At 42.2% G+C, this 19,131-nt stretch carries 14 protein-coding genes and 1 pseudogene; 1 reads left to right on the forward strand and 14 read right to left on the reverse strand.

What is annotated here, in order from left to right; all coding sequences use genetic code 11:
• Positions 1 to 49 precede the first annotated feature (49 nt).
• From JCM15907_RS05160 to aspS, 8 genes and pseudogenes are all read right to left on the reverse strand, one after another.
• Complete coding sequence (locus JCM15907_RS05160; protein ID WP_148297465.1) at positions 50 to 946, reverse strand: hypothetical protein; 897 nt, start codon at positions 944 to 946, stop codon at positions 50 to 52.
• Entirely contained in the window at positions 865 to 3,285 is a 2,421-nt protein-coding gene (locus JCM15907_RS05165; protein WP_025842982.1) for a UvrD-helicase domain-containing protein, read from the reverse strand. Before JCM15907_RS05165 ends, JCM15907_RS05160 begins: the two co-directional genes overlap by 82 nt.
• Before the next feature lie 11 nt (positions 3,286 to 3,296).
• Positions 3,297 to 4,409, reverse strand: coding sequence for a 4-hydroxythreonine-4-phosphate dehydrogenase PdxA (pdxA, locus tag JCM15907_RS05170; protein WP_025842983.1), 1,113 nt, complete (start codon positions 4,407 to 4,409; stop codon positions 3,297 to 3,299).
• Between the two features lie 17 nt (positions 4,410 to 4,426).
• Positions 4,427 to 5,500 carry a DUF4837 family protein gene (locus JCM15907_RS05175; protein ID WP_025842984.1) on the reverse strand — a complete coding sequence of 358 codons (1,074 nt, stop codon included), beginning with the start codon at positions 5,498 to 5,500 and terminating at the stop codon, positions 4,427 to 4,429.
• 22 nt (positions 5,501 to 5,522) lie between these two features.
• On the reverse strand, positions 5,523 to 6,971 hold the full coding sequence (gene tilS / locus JCM15907_RS10890; RefSeq protein WP_051522395.1) for a tRNA lysidine(34) synthetase TilS: 1,449 nt from the start codon (positions 6,969 to 6,971) through the stop codon (positions 5,523 to 5,525).
• A gap of 106 nt (positions 6,972 to 7,077) precedes the next feature.
• On the reverse strand, positions 7,078 to 7,845 hold the full coding sequence (locus JCM15907_RS05185) for a zinc ribbon domain-containing protein (protein ID WP_025842986.1): 768 nt from the start codon (positions 7,843 to 7,845) through the stop codon (positions 7,078 to 7,080).
• A 10-nt stretch (positions 7,846 to 7,855) separates the two neighbouring features.
• Positions 7,856 to 8,953 carry a Nif3-like dinuclear metal center hexameric protein gene (locus JCM15907_RS05190; RefSeq protein ID WP_025842987.1) on the reverse strand — a complete coding sequence of 366 codons (1,098 nt, stop codon included), beginning with the start codon at positions 8,951 to 8,953 and terminating at the stop codon, positions 7,856 to 7,858.
• 15 nt (positions 8,954 to 8,968) lie between these two features.
• Positions 8,969 to 10,718, reverse strand: a pseudogene (gene aspS / locus JCM15907_RS10895) (aspartate--tRNA ligase).
• Positions 10,719 to 11,272: 554 nt separating this feature from the next.
• On the opposite strand from aspS, the gene metK reads away from it, so the two are divergent.
• Positions 11,273 to 12,565, forward strand: a complete 1,293-nt coding sequence (gene metK, locus JCM15907_RS05205; protein ID WP_025842989.1) for a methionine adenosyltransferase — start codon at positions 11,273 to 11,275, stop codon at positions 12,563 to 12,565.
• Between the two features lie 288 nt (positions 12,566 to 12,853).
• On the opposite strand, the gene JCM15907_RS05210 is transcribed toward metK, so the two are convergent.
• The 6 genes from JCM15907_RS05210 to JCM15907_RS05230 all read right to left on the reverse strand — a co-directional run bounded on the left by JCM15907_RS05210 (position 12,854) and on the right by JCM15907_RS05230 (position 19,119).
• Positions 12,854 to 14,980 carry a M3 family metallopeptidase gene (locus JCM15907_RS05210; protein ID WP_025842990.1) on the reverse strand — a complete coding sequence of 709 codons (2,127 nt, stop codon included), beginning with the start codon at positions 14,978 to 14,980 and terminating at the stop codon, positions 12,854 to 12,856.
• A gap of 27 nt (positions 14,981 to 15,007) precedes the next feature.
• Entirely contained in the window at positions 15,008 to 15,247 is a 240-nt protein-coding gene (gene xseB, locus JCM15907_RS05215; RefSeq protein WP_025842991.1) for an exodeoxyribonuclease VII small subunit, read from the reverse strand.
• 41 nt (positions 15,248 to 15,288) lie between these two features.
• Positions 15,289 to 15,999 (reverse strand): tRNA (5-methylaminomethyl-2-thiouridine)(34)-methyltransferase MnmC2, encoded by a 711-nt coding sequence (mnmC2, locus tag JCM15907_RS05220; RefSeq protein ID WP_036885504.1) that lies wholly within the window; start codon positions 15,997 to 15,999, stop codon positions 15,289 to 15,291.
• 4 nt (positions 16,000 to 16,003) lie between these two features.
• Positions 16,004 to 16,201, reverse strand: coding sequence for a hypothetical protein (locus tag JCM15907_RS12270; RefSeq protein ID WP_051522396.1), 198 nt, complete (start codon positions 16,199 to 16,201; stop codon positions 16,004 to 16,006).
• The gene (locus tag JCM15907_RS10900; protein WP_051522397.1) at positions 16,198 to 17,505 is read right to left on the reverse strand and encodes a hypothetical protein; all 1,308 of its coding nucleotides are present in this window, start codon (positions 17,503 to 17,505) and stop codon (positions 16,198 to 16,200) included. Before JCM15907_RS10900 ends, JCM15907_RS12270 begins: the two co-directional genes overlap by 4 nt.
• A gap of 303 nt (positions 17,506 to 17,808) precedes the next feature.
• Positions 17,809 to 19,119, reverse strand: coding sequence for a DUF2851 family protein (locus JCM15907_RS05230; RefSeq protein WP_081773802.1), 1,311 nt, complete (start codon positions 19,117 to 19,119; stop codon positions 17,809 to 17,811).
• Positions 19,120 to 19,131 lie beyond the last annotated feature (12 nt).

The raw sequence follows: 19,131 nt of genomic DNA on the forward strand, positions 1-19,131 counted from the left end.
GATATTTTAGTACTGCTTCTTTGCCAAAGATAACACATTCTATTGGCTCTTAGTTCCTTTTCACGGGAGAGATCAAGGAGGTTTCCTCTCTGAAATACCATAAGTATCCTTTTACATTTTTATATCCCATGCTTTCCAGTAGAGATACATAGTGCGCCACTTGTTTGTTGTACTTTTTCTGTTCCTCTCCAAATTTATAGTCTACCACCACAACTTCTCCATCAGGACAAAGAATAATTCTATCAGGACGATAGAAGTTATTTTTTTGAGGAAGCAATATATCTTGCTCATTAAGAACCACAACCTCGGATGCAAACCATTTTTGAGTGAGAGGGAAAGACAACTCTTTTCTTAATCTATCTTCCAATTTTTCTCTCTCTCTCTCTAATAGTTTGCCATCACGTACAGCTTTCTTAACCACTCGTTCTATATCATCCATTGTGACTACCTCACTAAGAATTTCATGCATTACTGCTCCATGTTGGATAGCTTCTGTATCTTGAAAAGCCCTCTTGGCTTTGAGTTGTATAGTGATATTATTGGAACTTTCTTGCCGAGCTATTCGAGGAGAATACGTTAGTCCACTTTTCTGTGAAGTTGTTGCATATTTCTTTTCTTGAGGGGGGATAGGTGCTAAGTACTCTTCAAGGTTATAATGTTTGAAAATATGATTCAGTAGACTGTCCAAAGAGTCTGTAACGTATTCTTTTTCCACTTTTGGCAACCAAAGTAAGAGACCTTTTTTAGCCCGAGTCATAGCCACATAGAAAAGGTTGAGTCTATCAATTATCTCATCTGTTAGCTCTTGAAAGTACTTGGAAGCAAAGAGACTATCGGACATTTGCGTAGAGCTTTTCTCTAAAGCTACGAGAGATAAGTCAATACCCAACTCGTGGCGAGTATCTTCGGGTATAGAAGTCCAAATAAAGGAAAAAGCATTGCGCATCCCCGAAAGGACCATGTAGGATAGGGGAGTAAAACGATAGGAAAGCCGAGACCTTTAGATTGATGGATGGTGAGAAGCGTAATAGCAGAGGCACCTTGCTCTTCGGGCAATTGGCTTTTGTTCCCTTTGGTATCCCACCAAGTTATAAAGCCAGCAATATCTGTAGGCTGTTCGCAATGAAAATTATAAACAAGGTCTAAAAAATGAGTGATATAGGGATCTTCTTCGGGAGAAGTAACAGGTTGTAATAAGTCTATAATACTTACTACAAGTTCGTACATCGCTAAGTAGGGCAAACGTCCTACCAACTCGTGTATTATCTCTTGGAAAGAAATGCATTTGTTATCATCTTTTTGGGAAAGACAAAGAGAAACATAGTGTTGTTCTGTAAGATTGTGCTGTTCTTCATCCTTCGGATTAGCTAAAGAACGAAGTAGGTTAATAACCAGTCGAACTGTATTGGAGTTCGTTGTCAATAGAGCCCTTGCCGATATGAACTTGAGGCTTTGTGCTTTCTCTGGATGTTGGTCTACATACTTTAATAAGCACTCTGCTATCTCTGCTACTTCATCGTTTTTATTCGCCAAAATGGCAATATCTTCGGGAGCATACCCTTTATCCTCTATGAGAGATAGGAGTATCTCGGGAAGGTTTTTCTCCCCATTGATATCGATGGGAGACTCTTCCTCCGGATTATAAAATAAAACCTCTACTCCTCCTTTCAGAATTTCATTTTTTGGGGGTACTAACTGCCGAGCGGTAGCATAGCACTCTACAACATCTTCCGCAACATCAGAAGAAGGGATATAATCGCTATAACCAGAACGCTGGAAGATTAATTTGCTGCGTTCTATTTTCTCCTTTAATAAGTCCGTAACTACCTGAGGCAAGAGAGAGAAGAGTTGATTGTTAAAAAGAACTATCTCTTGACAACTTCTCCAATTGTACTCAAGTATATGATCTTGAAAATAAGGGTCAAAGTCTCGCTCTAAATCTTGTCCTAAAATGGAGCGATCACAATTGCGGAACTTGTATATACTCTGCTTTATATCACCAACAATAAGACTGCTATAACCCGAAGAAAGAGTATCTTCAAGTAATGGACGCAAATTTTCATATTGCAAACGAGCCGTATCTTGAAACTCATCAAGCATCAAGTGATGTAGTGTACCCCCTAAACGCTCGTAGATAAAAGGAGCTGGTGCTCCCTCTATGATACGATGGATAAAATGTTGAGAATTGCCCAAAAGCATAGTATTTTGCTCTTGCCCTAATTGATACATCGTTGTATTTATATCGCTTAGGGTACCAAGCTTGGAGAGATGCTTTAGAATGATACTTGCCGTCCTACGCTGTACATGAAGCCTTACAAGTTTTTTATTACACTCTTTTAGTCCTCCCTCTATAACACGCAGATAAGAGGCATAGAGAGCTTCATTCTTGCGAATAGCATCGGTAAGGTATTCGGAATAATCGTCCGAAGAATCAATTTTTAGAAAAGAATCAGTAAGAGATGGAACTTCTTCTGGGTAGGCTACTATCTTCGTATATACCGACAATGGGGAACGCCCTTTTCCCTTAAAAGAGGCAGGCTCTAAACCTTCTTGACTCATTAGAGCAATCGCATTTTGGGCTACATGAAGACGTTCCTCATCACATTGTTTGAGAAATAAGGAGAGGACTCTTCGAGAGGAGCGTATCTCTTCTTTGGTCGGAAAGTCCTCCGTATTGATAGCTCTAAGAGGGATTTCTTTGAAGAGTTCTCTTCCCAAACGCATCAACGTTTTGGTTAAGTCGTGTCCTTGTCCTTCGTCAATAGTTTCTTCCGAAAGTTCCGTTATCCAATGCCTTAAATCTTCATAACCGGGAGTGTGTAAGCTGTGAAGTAACAATAGTATGGACTGATAGAGCCAAAGCTCAGCATCCATTTCTATTTTGTAGTTGCCTGCATAATTTAACTCATAGGCAAACGTGCGAATAATCTCTTGAAAAAAAGAGTCTATGGTTTTTACCTTAAAAGAAGAATAGTCGCCCAGCAAGGCTAAAAGCATTTTCCAACACTTGCTACGTATTTCCTCCATTGTAAAACCTAACTCGGAGGACAATTCCTGTAAGAGTCCCTCTTCTCCCAAATTAAAACAAAGTCTATAGAGCGCTTCGACAATACGCTCTTTCATCTCATTGGTAGCTTTGTTGGTGAAGGTCATAGCAATAATGCGCCTGAACTCTTCTTCGGGTGCTACAAGGGCCAAGGCGAGGTATTCACGTGTTAGTGTGTACGTCTTTCCAGCTCCAGCAGAAGCTGTGTACACATGCAACAGAGGATGCTCGTTAGACACTGTGGATTACTTTAATCTTGCTGAATTGTAATAGCTTCGATATTTTCATTGTCGTGCCCACGCTCTGAGTAAAGCTTGCGCAAAGGATTACGACGTGCATAATCAAATCTGTGGCGATTTCGTATTGTATCTATTGCTACATAAATTGCCTGTCTTAGAGACTCTTCCGAGGCCTTACCTTGCCCAGCAATATCGAATCCCGTACCATGGTCGGGAGAGGTGCGCACTATAGGTAAGCCTGCTGTAAAGTTTATCCCTTCGTCCATAAACAAAGCTTTGAAAGGAGCTAACCCCTGATCATGATATAGAGAGAGTATGGCATCATATTTTGTCAACTCTGAAGAACCCCAAAAACCATCAGCAGCGAATGGACCAAAGGCAAGCAATCCCTCCTCCTCTAAGGCAACTCTAATAGCAGGAGCTATAATCTCCTCTTCCTCCTTACCAATAAGCCCATTGTCTCCACAGTGAGGATTAAGCCCCAATACTGCAATTCTTGGCTTCGCGATATTGAAATCTCTTTGCAAAGCCTGTTCAATGTCTTTTAGCTTTGAAATTATCAGAGCCTGATTGATGCTCTCTGGTACCTCTCTAATGGGAAGATGGGTAGTAGCTAAAGCGACTTTTACCTCCCCTTTCATCAAAATCATAAGGGGCTTTTTGCCCTCTTCGAGTCCACATCGAGTTCCTAAAAAGTCTGTATGTCCTTTGTAGGGAAAGAGCTCTTGAGGCATAACTGATTTGTTTATAGGAGCTGTTACAAGAGCATCTATCTTTCTCTCCAAGGCATGTTGTGTAGCCAAATCCAATGCCTGATAGGCTGCAAGGCCTGCTATTTCGGAGGGTATTCCTATCTCTACCTTGACTTCGTCTGCAATACAAGATAATATATTAACCTCTCCTTCGAGTGCTTCGTCAGGATGATTAATGCGATTCCATGGAGTAGTATCTACTTTTAATACCTTACGCCAATAGCTGGCCACTTTAGGAGAGCCATATATAATAGGAGTGTAAAACTCGCAAATATCATTGTTAGCAAAAATGCGGAGCAACAACTCGTAGTTAATTCCATTGATATCCCCGTGGGTGATACCAATGCGTGGTTTATAGGTTTTCTTTTCCATTGTATGTAAAATCTCTATTACTCCTCTTCCGACCACCATATACCCTTGATAGAAGCAATGTCGAAATCTTGTTCTCTTTCGGGTCTGAAAGAGAAAAGTGTAGCTTGTAAACGACGGATGAGTTCTCTTTTATATTCATTCGGGTGGTAGACAAAGCCCTCGATATAATACATCATTCCCTCCTCGGGTACTGCAAAGGCATGAGCAACAAAAGGGCCTGCCATAGCAGAAGATCCACTTGTCTCCCACAAACCTTTTAATTCACTAATAATAGCCCCATTAGGTTTTTTGATAAAACGATGCTTTGTACTCCCTTCTGTGGTAGTCATATAACTATCGGGGGTGGCTCCAGGAATATTTTTTCCAAGGATACTATCTCTCAAAGCAAGCAATCTCTCTTTGGAAAGGTCTTCTTTATCAGAATAGGGATGCCTGTATATCACCACATCCATACGCTTGGAGTAAGCGTTGTTGGAGACCCAAAGGAAGTTGTCGCCCTTCTTGTAAGATTGAAAATCTTCTGGTAGATTAATACGGTATCCAAACATCTCTTGGCTGTATGTATCGGCTTTTGTGCTGAACGATTTCTCCCACATCTCAGCATATCTGTATAGCTCGTGTCGGAGTAAAAGATTACGTATCATCTCTCCTTTCTGCTCTGCCAAAGCTTGTAGAGAATCTTTGGAGGGCACTTGTAGCACGACAACCAGCTGTCCCTTAGCCCACTCATCGTAGCTGTACTTTACGGCATTGTGCGTGTAGACACTGCCATCGTTTTGCACGATTACTATATTTCGAGTATTACGCAAGAAATCTTCAAAGTTACGGGTAGCTACTGTCTGTACCTTCATCCAAGGCTCTATCTGAGGTAGAGCAGTAACCTCTGTTTGAAGCATACCTTTTACAATCTCGCCTGATGGAGAGGAAAGTAAATCTTCATCCATAACAAGCAATAACTCTCCGGGACTACCGCTGGCAGAATTGAATGTATTGCTTCCGCCTTTACAAGATAAAAAAGCCACAGAAAAAATAGCAATAATCACAATAGAGAGAGCCTTTACTACTCCCTTTATATTCGATGAAGTATTCATACAATATGTTTTTAAGAAAAACTTATTCTCCTCCCTCAAAGTTAGTACTTTTATCCATTGTAGGTTTAGCAACGGTAGGGGGTATCAATTCCAACATTAGAACTTGCGTAGTACTCTCTTTGACTAACAACGCATCTGTACGTGTATAGGGCATGAGCCATATAGGGGTAGTTTCTAAAGAAAGAAGAGGCACAGAAGTTCTCTCTTCGGCAGAGAGTCTATGCTCTCGGAGTATTTTCTTTATTTCTTTTTGTCCATGCAGTCCTAAAGGTTTTATCTTAGTATTACCCTTTGGTATAGCAAGTTCTAAATGGAGTGTCTCCTCGGGAGGCAAGGGGTAACTACTCACATCAATAAGTATGATATTTTTACCCATCTGCATGGGAGTTTTTTCAAAAAATGTATAGAGAAGTTCTCCATAAGGTGTTATGATTTTTCCCGCACGCTGGTCTAATTCTAATTTTATAGTAGTAAGAACAGAAGGAGATTTCTCCCGGTTCGAGATGGAGATTTTGCCGAAAGAACGTGTTACTCTATGAGTTGAGGAATAGATGGTAGCAGGCTCTCTGTCGCAAAGATGAAGGGCAAACTTTTCCAGTTCATTGCGATGAAAACCTCTTGAGGAGAGTAATTCGTATAATAGTGTAAGAGAGGCTTGCGAAGAAGCTATAGGAGTACATAGATATTCTTCTTTGGAAACATCGTTAGTATCTATATGTGCTTTCTGCAATGTCTGTTGTACACCCTGCTGATAGAGACATTGAGCCTCTCTTAGATTTTCAAACAGGCGCTGAACCGTCTCTAAAAAATTAGGATTAAGCTGTTGAAAAAGGGGTAGGATATTATGTCTAATATAATTTCTACGAATAGAGGTATCTTGATTAGTATGATCGGTACGATAATTCTCTCCAACAACATTCAAGAAATTATAGATGTATTTGGGGTCTACTTCAAGAAAGGGGCGTATAATATTACCTCTTCGAATGGGGATACCTTTAAGTCCTCTAAGTCCTGTGCCTAATGCAATATTTCCCAACAAAGTTTCTACATTATCTTGTAGATGGTGAGCTACAGCTATATTTTTTATAGCGAGGCAATGTGCCTGCTCTTCAAAAGCTCTGTACCTAAGGTCTCGAGCTACCATTTCGATAGATACTTTAGCCTGTTTTGCTTCTTGCTCGGTGTCAAATTCTCGTACAGAAAAAGGGATAGAGTAGCGACTACAAAGGTCGCGACAGAAGGCTTCATCTGCGTTACTATCCTCTCCGCGTAAATGAAAATTGCAGTGTAAAGCTATACACTCGTAGTCGAGTAGAGAAAGAGCAATTAGAAGCGCAACCGAATCAGCTCCACCGCTCAGACCGACCAGTACCTTTTGCTGGGGCACAAGTAAGGCATATTTTTCTATAGCCCTTTGTACCGCCGTAAGCAGAGGGTGATGATAAATGTTAGGAGGCAACCTGCGTGCCATAGTTTAATAATTATAGAATCCCCTAAAAAAGAAAAATTCTCTGCGGTTGAGTTGCCCCAACGCACAAAGAATTTTATGTTGTACAACAGCAGATGGCAACACTTCTTTAAGCGTTTTCCATCAGCTCTGGATCAATGATAATACGACCACAATACTCACAAATAGTAATCTTCTTGCAGAGCTTAATCTCTAATTGGTGCTGAGGAGGAATGCGGTTGAAGCAACCGCCACAAGCATCTCTATCAATAGGTACTACTGCAAGGCCATTGCGAGCTCCACTACGAATGCGCATAAAGCCCGAGAGTAGGCGAGGGTCATCGATAGCTTTTTCGAGTTCACTCGCTTTGGCACGAAGTCTTTCTTCCTCTTCGTGTGTCTCCTTGATGATGTCATCAAGCTCACCTTTCTTGGCTTTTAAATCCTCCGACCGCAAGTCGTATAGTTCTTTAAGAGCCGTAATATCCGCCTTGCGAGTCTGTAACTCGGCGGTGTACTCTCGTATCTTTTTCTCTGAATACTCTACCTCAAGTTCTTGGTACTCGATTTCCTTAGACAGGTTATCGTACTCTCTATTATTACGCACTCTATCTAATTGCGCTCTGTACTTCTCAAGGAGTTCACGAGATTGAGCAATCTTGGTTTTTTCTGCCGTAACAGATTGCGTCAAATTCTTGGCAGAAGCTGTATAATTTTCGAGCCTTGTATGGATACCTACCAATTCATCTTCGATGTGTTGTACCTCTATAGGAAGCTCTCCGCGCAAGGTTTCTATTTTATCTATACGTGAGAGCGCCATTTGTAAACGGGCTACTGCTTTCAATCTTTCTGCAATTTGTTGCTCTTCGCTTTGAGGTGTCGTCTGTTGATTAGGCATATCTAAATGGTTATAAGTAATTAACCGGATTAAAATCACTCTTTGCTATTTGAACTACAAAGTTAGCAAAATTCGACAATATGTGTTCTTTACAAAGAGAGCAAAATATCGCTTCACTCTCGAAGTGCCCTATAGTGGCAAGGAGGATATGCCCCTGAGCGTCGAGAAAATCGTTGTATTTGGCCTCTCCTGTGATATAGATATCAGCTCCTGAAGCAATGGCATTGGACAGGAAACTCCCTCCACTCCCTCCACAGAGAGCCACTTTTCGGATGGGCTTGCCGAGAGGGCGAGAGTAGGCTACTCGCTCTACTTTATCAAAACCTCTTAACAAGGCAAACATCTCTTCCTCTGTAATAGGCGTTGCAAGCTCTCCTACAATACCGGTCCCTATGTGTGGGTCTTTGTTCGCCAAAGGGATTATGTCGAAAGCGGGCTCTTCGTAGGGGTGAGCATTATACAGTGCTTTAAGTACATTAGAGAGAATGGGTTGAGGTACTAATACTTGTAGAGCCACTTCTTCGGTTCGATGTATTTCTCCCCTCTTTCCTGAGTAAGGATTAGCCCCCTCTAAAGGACGAAAGCTACCAACCCCCTCTGTCCTAAAGAAACAATGGTCATAATTACCTAAACGACCAGCTCCCGATAGAACCAACGCTTGCTCTACCTCTTCTAAAGCCTCTGGGGGAAGCATAACGACCAATTTGTATAATTGTCCCAAAAGGGGTACTAACGATCGCGTATTTTGTAGGTTGAGTCGGTCAGCAAGTCGCTTATTAATACCCAAGGTAGCATTGTCTACATTGGTGTGAGCCGCATAGATAGCTATGTCGTTTTTAATAGCCAGAGCTACAGATCGTTCCTGATAGGAATAGGTAGAGATCTTCTTTAGAGGATGAAAGAGGATAGGGTGGTGGGTAATCAAAAGATTAGCTCCACACGCTATAGCCTCTTGAATAGTAGCCTCGGTAGCTTCTACCGCCAACAATACCCCTTTGCACTCCTGTGAAGGATCTCCCACCTGCCAACCGCTATTGTCCCACTTTTCTTGGAGGGAAAGAGGGGCTATACACTCTATAGAAGCAACTATATCACTATGCAACGGCATACTCGTAGAGAAAGACTATTGAATGGGTTTAACGAGTATGTTGAGTTCGTCTAATTGTTCTTGGTCCAGCTTAGAAGGAGCATCTATCATTACATCTCTACCTGCATTGTTTTTAGGGAAAGCGATGCAATCACGGATAGAATCTAAACCAGCCATAATAGCGACCCATCTATCCAACCCGAAAGCAACTCCTCCATGGGGAGGTGCTCCATATTTGAAAGCATTCATCAAGAAGCCGAATTGCTCCTCTGCCTTTTCGGGAGTGAAGCCTAACACCTCAAACATTTTGTGTTGTAGATTAGCATCGTGGATGCGGATAGAACCTCCTCCCACTTCGACACCATTGATAACCATATCATAAGCGTTGGCACGCACCGACTTGGGATCTGTATCCAAGAGGGCAATATCTTCTTTCTTAGGAGAAGTAAAGGGATGGTGCATAGCGTAGAAGCGTTGCGTCTCCTCGTCCCACTCCAGTAAAGGGAAGTCTACCACCCATAGACATTCAAATCTATTGGGGTCTTTTAGTTGTAGTTCGTCTCCCATGTGCAGACGTAGCGTGCCGAGTTGTTTTTGGGTAGCTTCTCGTTCGCCCATCAATACGAGGAGTAAATCACCTGCCACAGCCTTTGTTTCGAGAGCAATAGCTTGCAAATCTTCTTGAGAGAAGAATTTATCAATACTACTCTTAAAAGTCCCATCAGTATTGTATTTAATCCAAACCAACCCTTTGGCTCCTACTTGAGGGCGTTTAACGAAGTCCGTAAGAGCATCAATTTGTTTACGGGTATATTCGCTCGCTTGAGGCACTACGATAGCTCCCACATAAGGGGCAGCATCCATCAAAGACATTCCTTTGCCTTGGCATAGGGTTGTTATTTCATTAATCTCCATTCCGAAGCGAATATCAGGCTTATCAGACCCGTATTTACTCATCGCTTCATGCCAACTCATTCTACGGAAAGGGGTTGAAATGGAGACGTTTCTAATCTTACTGAATAGCTCTACGGCAAGCCCCTCGAATACCTTAAGTACATCCTCTTGCTCTACGAAGCTCATCTCGCAATCTATTTGGGTAAATTCGGGCTGTCTGTCAGCTCTTAAATCTTCGTCACGGAAGCACTTTACGATTTGGAAGTATCTATCCATACCTGCCACCATAAGAAGTTGCTTGAAGGTCTGTGGCGACTGAGGAAGAGCGTAAAACTCGCCTTGATTCATACGAGAGGGTACCACAAAGTCACGTGCCCCTTCGGGAGTAGACTTGATGAGCATGGGGGTCTCTATCTCTAAGAAGTTCAAACTATCGAGATAGTTGCGAGTGATCAATGCCATGCGATGGCGCAACTCTATATTGCGTTTAACGGGTTCTCTACGCAAGTCTAAATAACGGTACTTCATACGGAGTTCATCACCACCATCGGAAACCTCTTCGATCGTAAAAGGAGGAGTCTCCGAAGAGTTGAGCAAACAGCACTCAGTTACCTCTATTTCTATATCTCCCGTAGATACGACTATTTTTTGAAGAGCGCTCTCTTACAATTCCCGTAGCTTGGAGCACGCATTCACGGCCCAATTGGTCTACTTGCTTCTCTAACTCTGGATGATTAGAGGCAAAAACAAGCTGAGTGATACCATATCTGTCACGAAGATCCACGAAGGTCATAGCCCCCATACGACGAATTTTACTCACCCATCCTGCAAGGGTTACCTTTTTGTCAATATCTTCTTTACGGAGTTCTCCGCATGTAATTGATCTGTACATTATTAGTCTATTTTGATTTTATAGTTGCAAAAGTACACAAAGAATAACTACATAGAAAAGTCCAAGGGATATTATTTCTCTCTTTCCTGTGTACAATACTTGTGCTTTGATACCATTATTCCTTTTCTTCAAAAGGTATAATGGTTTTGTTCATAAGGATTATACCTTTTGCCCATTACCTATAATGCTTTTGTCAGTAAAGTGTATAGGCATATTGCATCAGGGATTAAAACAATTGTTTTTGCTAACAACGCCTTGCATTTCTCAAAATAATAGCTACCTTTGCCACGAACAGTTCAGAGAAGGATTGTTTACTGTGGATGGATTTGTAAAGCTTGCAACCACAAGAAAAAATGCTAAAACTTTCTCCCTAACAGAAGAAAGCAATGCACATGCCTTTTCCATAATACAAAAGGCTCTATTCTTGGACAGGTGCTCTTGACCCAATAGTTGCTTTTCTCCCTTCCCTTAAATATATCTCTGAGTTTCTTCTCTTTTCGATAGCGCAAAAGAGAGTTTGTTCCTTGATATAAACATTAGATTGATAAAACTTTATGAGTTATTTATTTACATCTGAGTCCGTTTCGGAAGGACATCCCGATAAAGTATGCGATCAAATATCCGATGCCGTGGTAGATTACCTCTTGGCGGCAGACCCTCGTTCAAAGGTAGCTTGTGAATCTTTGGTTACTCGTGGGCAAGTCGTAGTGGCTGGAGAGGTTAGAAGCAATGCTTTTGTAGATATAGATTCGGTAGTGCGTGGTGTGATACGCAATATAGGGTATGTAAAGTCGGACTATGGTTTTGATGCCGAAAGTTGTGGTATTCTATCGGCTATCCATGACCAGAGCCAAGATATTAATAGAGGGGTAGATCGCACCTCGCCCGAAGAGCAGGGAGCAGGAGATCAAGGTATGATGTTTGGCTATGCTACCAATGAGACACCAGATTATATGCCTCTGCCCGTAGCGCTCTCACACTCTATCCTGAAAGAGTTGTCCTATGTTCGCAAGATGTCGCCCTCTCCAATGCCTTACCTCCGTCCCGATGCCAAAAGCCAAGTAACCGTTGAATATAGCGACGACCACAAACCTCTTAAGGTACACACTATCGTGGTTTCTACTCAGCACGATGAGTTTATTACTCCCTCTGGTAACTCTCCCGAAGCACAAGCGGAAGCAGACGAAACAATGCGATGTAAAATCGAAGAAGATATTCGTAAGATTGTGTTGCCTCGAATGGAGGCAATGTACGGAGAGCAATATAAAACGCTCTTTGCTGAAGGATATCGTCTCTTGGTCAATCCGACAGGTAAATTCGTTATTGGAGGTCCTGCCGGAGATACAGGTCTCACTGGGCGTAAGATTATAGTAGATACTTACGGAGGGCGTAGTAGTCATGGTGGGGGAGCATTCTCGGGCAAAGACCCATCAAAAGTAGACCGTTCGGCTGCTTATGCCGCTCGTCATATAGCGAAAAACTTAGTAGCTGCAGGAGTAGCTGACGAAGTAAAGGTACAAATAGCTTATGCCATTGGAGTAGCACAACCTGTTAGTGTTAATATAGATACGAATGGTACATCCCATCTATCGCTTTCCGATGGAGCCATCGCCGAAAAGGTATCTGAGATTTTCGACCTTCGCCCCTATGCCATTGAACAACGCTTAGGATTGCGCCAACCAATCTATCAAGAAACTGCCTCCTATGGGCATTTTGGACGTAATCCAGAGAAAGTAACCAAGCATTTCGACTACTTCCATAATAAGTCTATCGAAGTAGAGGTAGAACTCTTTACTTGGGAAAAACTAGACTATGTAGATCGCGTTAAAGTGGCCTTTGGTTTGTAAGGCAAAGAACAATAAAAAATAGAGACTTATTCGGTCTCTCGAAGGAACTCATACTAAGAAGCTGTAGTATGAGTTCTTTTTCTAATGGTTGCATACTTACTATATTCACACCTTTTCGGACAGTGTCTTTACTTGTGCTTCAATACTGCTTGTAAGGCAATAAAAATAACCGTTGTACCACTCCGATAGGAGCTATACAACGGTTAGTGAATAGAGCAAGCTAGTTGTCTTACTTACAAAGAGTTTTTAAGTAAGCTGTTTTGCAGGAGTGTCTCAAATGTTATGCGCTTAAAGCAAGCCTCTCGCTTTCAATAAAGGCTTAAGATCTACTTCTTTATGACCTGTGAACTCGCTGAAGAGCTTCATCAAGTCTTCCGTATTACCCTTCGAGAGAATCATCGAACGCAAACGATTACCATTTTCGGGAATAAAGCCTCCATTATTGGTAAACCATGCGTAGATGTCGTTGTCCAATGCTTCGGACCACAGGTAAGCATAATAACCTGCCGAATATCCATTACTCCAAATGTGACGGAAGTATGAAGAGCCATAACGGGGAGGAATACACTTGTTGAGCAATCCCACCTTAGCCAACTGTTCTTCTTGGAAAACTTTCACGTCGGCTACATTAGCATTTTCCACGCTTAGCCCATGCCATGCTTGGTCCAAAAGACAAGCCGCAACGTTTTCAATCATTGGATAAGACTGATTGAAAGTTTGTGCCTTTTGGAGTTTTTCTACCAACTCGTTGGGCATAGCCTCTCCTGTTTTGTAGTGCTTGGCATAGTTGGCAAAGACCTCTGGTTCTGCCGCCCAATGCTCATTGAACTGTGAGGGCATCTCTACAAAGTCGCGAGGGACACTAGTTCCAGAGAGGGAAGGATACTTTTGTGCTGCAAACAAGCCATGAAGAGCATGACCAAACTCATGGAAAAGAGTAGTTACTTCGTCCCAAGAAAGTAGGCAAGGCTCTCCCTTAGATGGTTTGGTATAGTTACATACATTATAAATAACGGGTTTCTTGTCCAATAGATAAGATTGGTCTACAAAATTGCTCATCCAAGCTCCACCACTTTTAGAAGCACGTGCATAAGGGTCGAAGTAAAAGAGGGCAAAGATGTTGCCATCCTTATCGATTACATCCCAAACACGAACATCTTCGTGGTAAACAGAAACATCTGTACGAGGTTTGAAAGAGATACCATAGAGTTTATTGGCAGAGTAAAATACCCCATTGTTGAGAACGTTATCCAAAACAAAATAACGACGTATAGTAGTTTCATCGACACCATACTTCTCAAGACGAAGTTTTTCAGCAAAGTAGCTCCAATCCCACGCTTCCAGATCAAAATCTGTACCCTCAGTTTGACGAGCAAAGTTTTCTAACTCAGTTTCATCAGCTAAGGCACGAGGCGTTGCCAACTTTGCTAAGTTAGAGAGGAAGTTAGTAACATTCTCAGGAGTCGCAGCCAGTTGATCTTGCAATTTCCATGCTGCAAAAGAGTTAAATCCAAGGAGAGTAGCCTTTTCCGCACGAAGCTGTGCGAGGCGTTTCACGATAGCTTGGGTATCGAACTCATCCCCCTTCATACAGCGATTGATACTTGCCTCGAAGAAGAGCTTACGAGTGTCTCGCACCGACAACTTCGCCATAATGCTTTGCTGGGTTGTATTGTCTAAACTAAAGGCATACTCTCCCGAGCGTTTTGCCTCTGTCGCTCTCTCGGCTGCGGCTTGCAGTTCCTCTTCTGTAAGACCTAAAAGTTGCTCCTTATCTTTAATGAAGAGAAGAGCATTGGTTGCCTTAGTAAGTTTGTTACCAAAGTCTGTTAGCAGAGAAGCCTCCTCTTGATTAATCTTTTTCAAAACCTCCTTTTGCTCTTTGTCTAATAAAGCTCCCTTTTGAACGAACTGGTCATAGTAGAACTTTATGAGACGCTTGTCCTCATTGTCGAGAGCAGATTGATCGGCTTCATATATAGTTTTGATACGGGCAAATAGCTTATCATTAAGATACATAGCATCGCTATGCTCTGCCAATTTAGGGGCTATTTCCTCTTCAATGGCTATCAAATCATCATTAGTGTCTGCCGAAGAGAGAGCAAAGAACACCGAAGAAACTCTACTCAGTACTTGTCCGCTTTTCTCCAAAGCTACAAGAGTGTTCTCAAAAGTAGGGGCTTCGGGATTATTACTAATAGCTTCAATTTCTTCTGTATGGAGACGCATACCCTCTTCAAAGGCAGGTCGGAAGTGTTCTGTCTTGATCTTTGTAAAGTCTGGGGCAGACATATAGGTATCCGTAGGATTAACAAACGGATTGGAGGAAAGATCTTTTTGAGAAGCATCTTTCCCTCCATTACAAGCTGTCATCATAGTTACTGCTGCAATTACTGGGATAAATCTTTTAAACATAAAAACCGCTTTAATTTATTGTACTTGTTAGTTGGACACGTTGGTGGCTTGCTCTTCGCCAGAGAGCTTAGCCAAAAGAGCCTCTATCTGCTTGTCGGTAGTCTTTAACTTCTCTCGACAAAAAGCGATGAGTTGCACCGCCTCGTCGGTTAGCACCATAAGGTCATCTACATCGGGACTCTCATGCTCTATAGTGTTGAGTATAGTTGTCAGGCGAGCTATCGCTTGCGAATAATTCTCTATATGTATCTTTTTTGCCTCTTCCATGCCACAAATGTACAATCAAAAAGTGAAGCTACTGCGCTGAACTATAGAGCAACTTCAGAAGAGTAAGGTTTAGAGGCTCGTAATACTTCTCTTTTTCCAATAGGTCCCGACAAACGCTCCACAACATATCCAGCCTCTTGCAAGGCTCTGCGTACACTCCCTTTGGCACAATAGGTCGTAAGTATACCTCCTGGGGATTGAAGGTTGTAAAGTTTGGCAAAGACTTCTGGTGTCCATAAAAGAGGTTCTACATTGGGAGAAAAAGCATCGAAAAAGACAACATCAACACACTTCGGAAGCGAAGCATCTACAAAATCGATATGATGCTTATATAGTAAGAATGATGGTTCTACAAGGTGAGGTTCATCCCAAGAGAGAGTGTGTAGCTCTTGCAGATATCTATCGGTCAAAGTAGAATAATAATCGTTCAAAAAAGGATAAGAAAGAGAGGAGTATTCCCCTTGTTCTAAAGGATAGAGTTCGTACGTGTGATACAAGATTTCCAATCCCATACGTTGTGCCTCATAAAGGGCAAGAAGCGCATTAAGTCCCGTACCAAACCCCATTTCGAGAATGGTCATTCGCCTCTTATCGGAGTGTTGCTCAATCCAATGGTGAAGGCCATACTGAATATAGATATGTAGACTTTCATTAACAGCTCCATGGAGGGAATGATAAGTCTCGCCCGTTCGATTATCTTGCACAGTAAAGGATCCATCTTCTGTCTTGAGTAGAGTACGTTGCATTGCCATTTTTCTATTCCTTTGGTAGTTCTGCAGGTTCGTAAGCACCTATCGTTGGGGCAAAGGCACGAGGTCTACCAAGTAAATCCGTCGCAAGAGCACCTACTGCTTTCTCCACAAAAGGAGCATTGGGAAGAGGGCGGTAATCATACATAAAGTTGTAGGTGTTGTCCTTTTGGTCTCGTCCTGTACTGTGATAAACTTTATTCAATGGCAGAGTTGCTCTATGGGGTTGTGAAAAAAATCCCACAACTCAAGAGGAGCTCTTAGGTAACTATTTCTAATTTGTACCCACTGAGTATTTCCTTCTTCTATTTGGAGCTCTCCTCCCGAGGGTGTTCTCCCCTTTGGGCGTTGTACTGAGTAAGAACCGTCGATAATCGTATTAGAGATTTCGAGCGATGAGTTATTTCGGTTTTCCTCTACCGAATAGCGAACAGCAGGACCCTGTCGATTATCCCAAGGGTATAGGTTGATGAGTGTGCAGTGATTCAAACTATAGCTACCACTATTTAGGTCGAGAGTGCTCAATAGCGTATTAGAACATTCACTATTCTCCATCAAGATAGTTCCATATTTTGCATAAAGAGCATTCCCCTTCATATTGGTTATGACTGCCCCTTTCATGTCCAAAGAAACTCCTGCTTTGTCAGGCTCTGCATAGAGCTTAACACCTCCTCGTCCATTGCGTATTGTAATGTAATATAGTTGGTTATCATGGCTGGATTGGGCAAAACGAAGGTATTCCCACTGCCCTGGCAGTAAACGGTAATTGACTTTGGGAATGAGATTATCTCTGCGGACACCCTCAATCATTATACGCTGTTGGGCAGTACCTAATGCTCGTAAGGCTCCATATACGGAAATATGAGCTTTATCTCCCATAAGAATGTGTACGCCTGCCTCCAGAGTAAGAGCCCCCCCCTCTTCTACTACGAGACTATCTACTATATAGAGAGGTCTCTCAGATGTAATCGTAGTGTCTTTTTTGATAATAAGTTCGCTGTATTGATAGATGTTCTGCCGATAGGCTTCGAGGTGTATCTTTTGTTCCTTCGTTCCCAATTTGAAGACAATATCATCTTCTTGTGGTTCAGGAAGATTGGAGGCTCCCTCTGGAAAAGTTGCCTCTATGAAGATGAAAATACTATCCTTGCCGGGCAAGGTTATGTTTTGAAAATGGTTGCCACTACGACCATCTACATTGATGCGAAAACCACTCTCCATGGCTCCGCTTAGACGCACGTCTTGCAACTTTATCGCCAGAGGATTGTGATTGTAGACCATAACTCCGCGAGTGGAAGAAGAGAGCCGAGAGTAGAGTGTATCTAAGCGCACCGTATCTGTCGAGAAATGTAGGCTAACCGATGAGTCTGGAGCAAATCGGTTGTATCGGTCTGTACATTGTAGATTACTAAAAAGAAAAGCTACCCCACATACTGTATAGAGTAGAGAGAGGAGCTTTTTTCGGTTGAAACCTCTCTTATAGCGAATTACTTTTTTTCCTAACAACATTGTTCTATGTATAAAATACAAGGGAGAAGTGGAGGCAAAGAGAAATGTAACCCATAATCACATACCCCTCTCTTATTGGAGAAGTGTTTAATAGGTTCTCCTTTTTCTCCTATTTCGTAAGTCAATACGATGTCTTCCCTTTGTCAAAAGTATAATAACCTTTCGTGTAAACAACGATTGAAGCCTCTCTTTTGTTGTTTTAATCGAAAACCTTTCTATAAAAACACATTCATACATTTTCATTCGAATGGAGGCTGGAAAAGGAAAGCATTCCATCTATAACACGAAAGGGATATGACTCTTTTATCTTTCTATGCTCTGTTTTTTCCACGGACAAATATCACATTTTTGAACAGAGCAATAGTTTTCCCATAATTCTATCATAGCTTGCCCTTCGAAGGCATTTTCGATACTTATCCCCTCGGCAGAGAAAAGCCTCGTTATGCTATTGCTTTCGGGGCGTATCTTTTCGAGACTTCTTTGGATAGTCTCCATGGAGATGGGGGAGGTATTCTGCTGACTCAAAAATAGACGATAGGGGAGTAGCACATTGATGAGCATAATATCGCTGGAAGAGCGAGAGGGTTTCCCAATAGCACGTGCCGAAAGTTTCCCAAATCGGTAGTGCCTTCGCCAATATTCCGAGGGTTCAAGAGAAAATATTTCCAATACTCTTTTACTATCGTCAAGCTCGGCAAAAACACTTTCTAACAAGGGATATTGATGACGCAACATAGCCATCTGTGCCAAGCGTCTGTGAGGAAAAACACTTGGGCGTAGTCGTAGCAAACGTAATCGATGCGAAGCGAGGGGTGTTAGTTGGTATTTAGCTTGCAAAAAAGTATACTCCTCCTGCAAATGGGCAAAGTATTCATCGGTAGGCTCTCCCTCTAAAAGCCCCCCTTGCCCCAAGTAGAGAGCTTCCAGCTGATCCAAGCGATCAGTATGTTTACGAATAACGCGCATAGGAAGAGAGCGAGCTATAGCCTCAAAAGCATCATTATTGACCTTCGTACCCCAGTAGCGCATGATGAGTATATGTAATGTCTCGGAAATATCCTGATGCGTTGAGGCATATATCTCCCCTATTCTTAGCATTTTTCCCTCCATGCGCTCTTTGAAAAGCGTCTCTTTCCAGCCTTTTTCTAAGTGAGAAGGTATTGATTGTAAGCCCCCAGCACACCTTAAAGGTGAATGCTTTTGAGAAGAAACAAGAGATAGGGCTTCGATTTGAGAGTCGGATACTTTCATAACGCAAGAGAATATGGGAAGTCCACTAAGTCGTCCTAAAACAGGTCGATCATTTTCGAGAATTACGTGCAGAATGGTATTATCATAGAGAGGATCTTTATGATGCCCATGCTTATACCAATCGGAGGCATAGCGGTGTATCTCCACATTGCCCGCCCAAATAATAGCTCCTATACGTACACGAGCATTGAAAAAGTCAGGACCCGCATTCGGATTCGGAGAACCAGGGTTGAGAATCTCTATAGGGTGGGGATGCACGTACTCTTCGGTATTAAAGAACGAGAGCGACTCGTAGAGCCTTTGATGCCAAACGAATTGAAGCAGTTGTTCGCTCTGTTGCATCTGCTGGGATTCTTTGAACATAAGTATCAAAGG

Origin of the sequence: Porphyromonas gingivicanis JCM 15907, assembly GCF_000614585.1 — a bacterium.
Taxonomy (GTDB): Bacteria; Bacteroidota; Bacteroidia; order Bacteroidales; family Porphyromonadaceae; genus Porphyromonas; species Porphyromonas gingivicanis.

Bases quoted from the DNA above. Each gene is read 5' to 3' on its own strand.
- JCM15907_RS10900 (WP_051522397.1), bottom strand. From the start codon at position 17,505: ATGTTGTTAGGAAAAAAAGTAATTCGCTATAAGAGAGGTTTCAACCGA.
- tilS (WP_051522395.1), bottom strand. From the start codon at position 6,971: ATGGCACGCAGGTTGCCTCCTAACATTTATCATCACCCTCTGCTTACG.
- xseB (WP_025842991.1), bottom strand. From the start codon at position 15,247: ATGGAAGAGGCAAAAAAGATACATATAGAGAATTATTCGCAAGCGATA.
- metK (WP_025842989.1), top strand. From the start codon at position 11,273: ATGAGTTATTTATTTACATCTGAGTCCGTTTCGGAAGGACATCCCGAT.
- JCM15907_RS05185 (WP_025842986.1), bottom strand. From the start codon at position 7,845: ATGCCTAATCAACAGACGACACCTCAAAGCGAAGAGCAACAAATTGCA.
- JCM15907_RS05190 (WP_025842987.1), bottom strand. From the start codon at position 8,953: ATGCCGTTGCATAGTGATATAGTTGCTTCTATAGAGTGTATAGCCCCT.
- JCM15907_RS05160 (WP_148297465.1), bottom strand. From the start codon at position 946: ATGCGCAATGCTTTTTCCTTTATTTGGACTTCTATACCCGAAGATACT.
- pdxA (WP_025842983.1), bottom strand. From the start codon at position 4,409: ATGGAAAAGAAAACCTATAAACCACGCATTGGTATCACCCACGGGGAT.
- mnmC2 (WP_036885504.1), bottom strand. From the start codon at position 15,999: ATGGCAATGCAACGTACTCTACTCAAGACAGAAGATGGATCCTTTACT.
- JCM15907_RS05175 (WP_025842984.1), bottom strand. From the start codon at position 5,500: ATGAATACTTCATCGAATATAAAGGGAGTAGTAAAGGCTCTCTCTATT.
- JCM15907_RS05210 (WP_025842990.1), bottom strand. From the start codon at position 14,980: ATGTTTAAAAGATTTATCCCAGTAATTGCAGCAGTAACTATGATGACA.
- JCM15907_RS05230 (WP_081773802.1), bottom strand. From the start codon at position 19,119: ATGTTCAAAGAATCCCAGCAGATGCAACAGAGCGAACAACTGCTTCAA.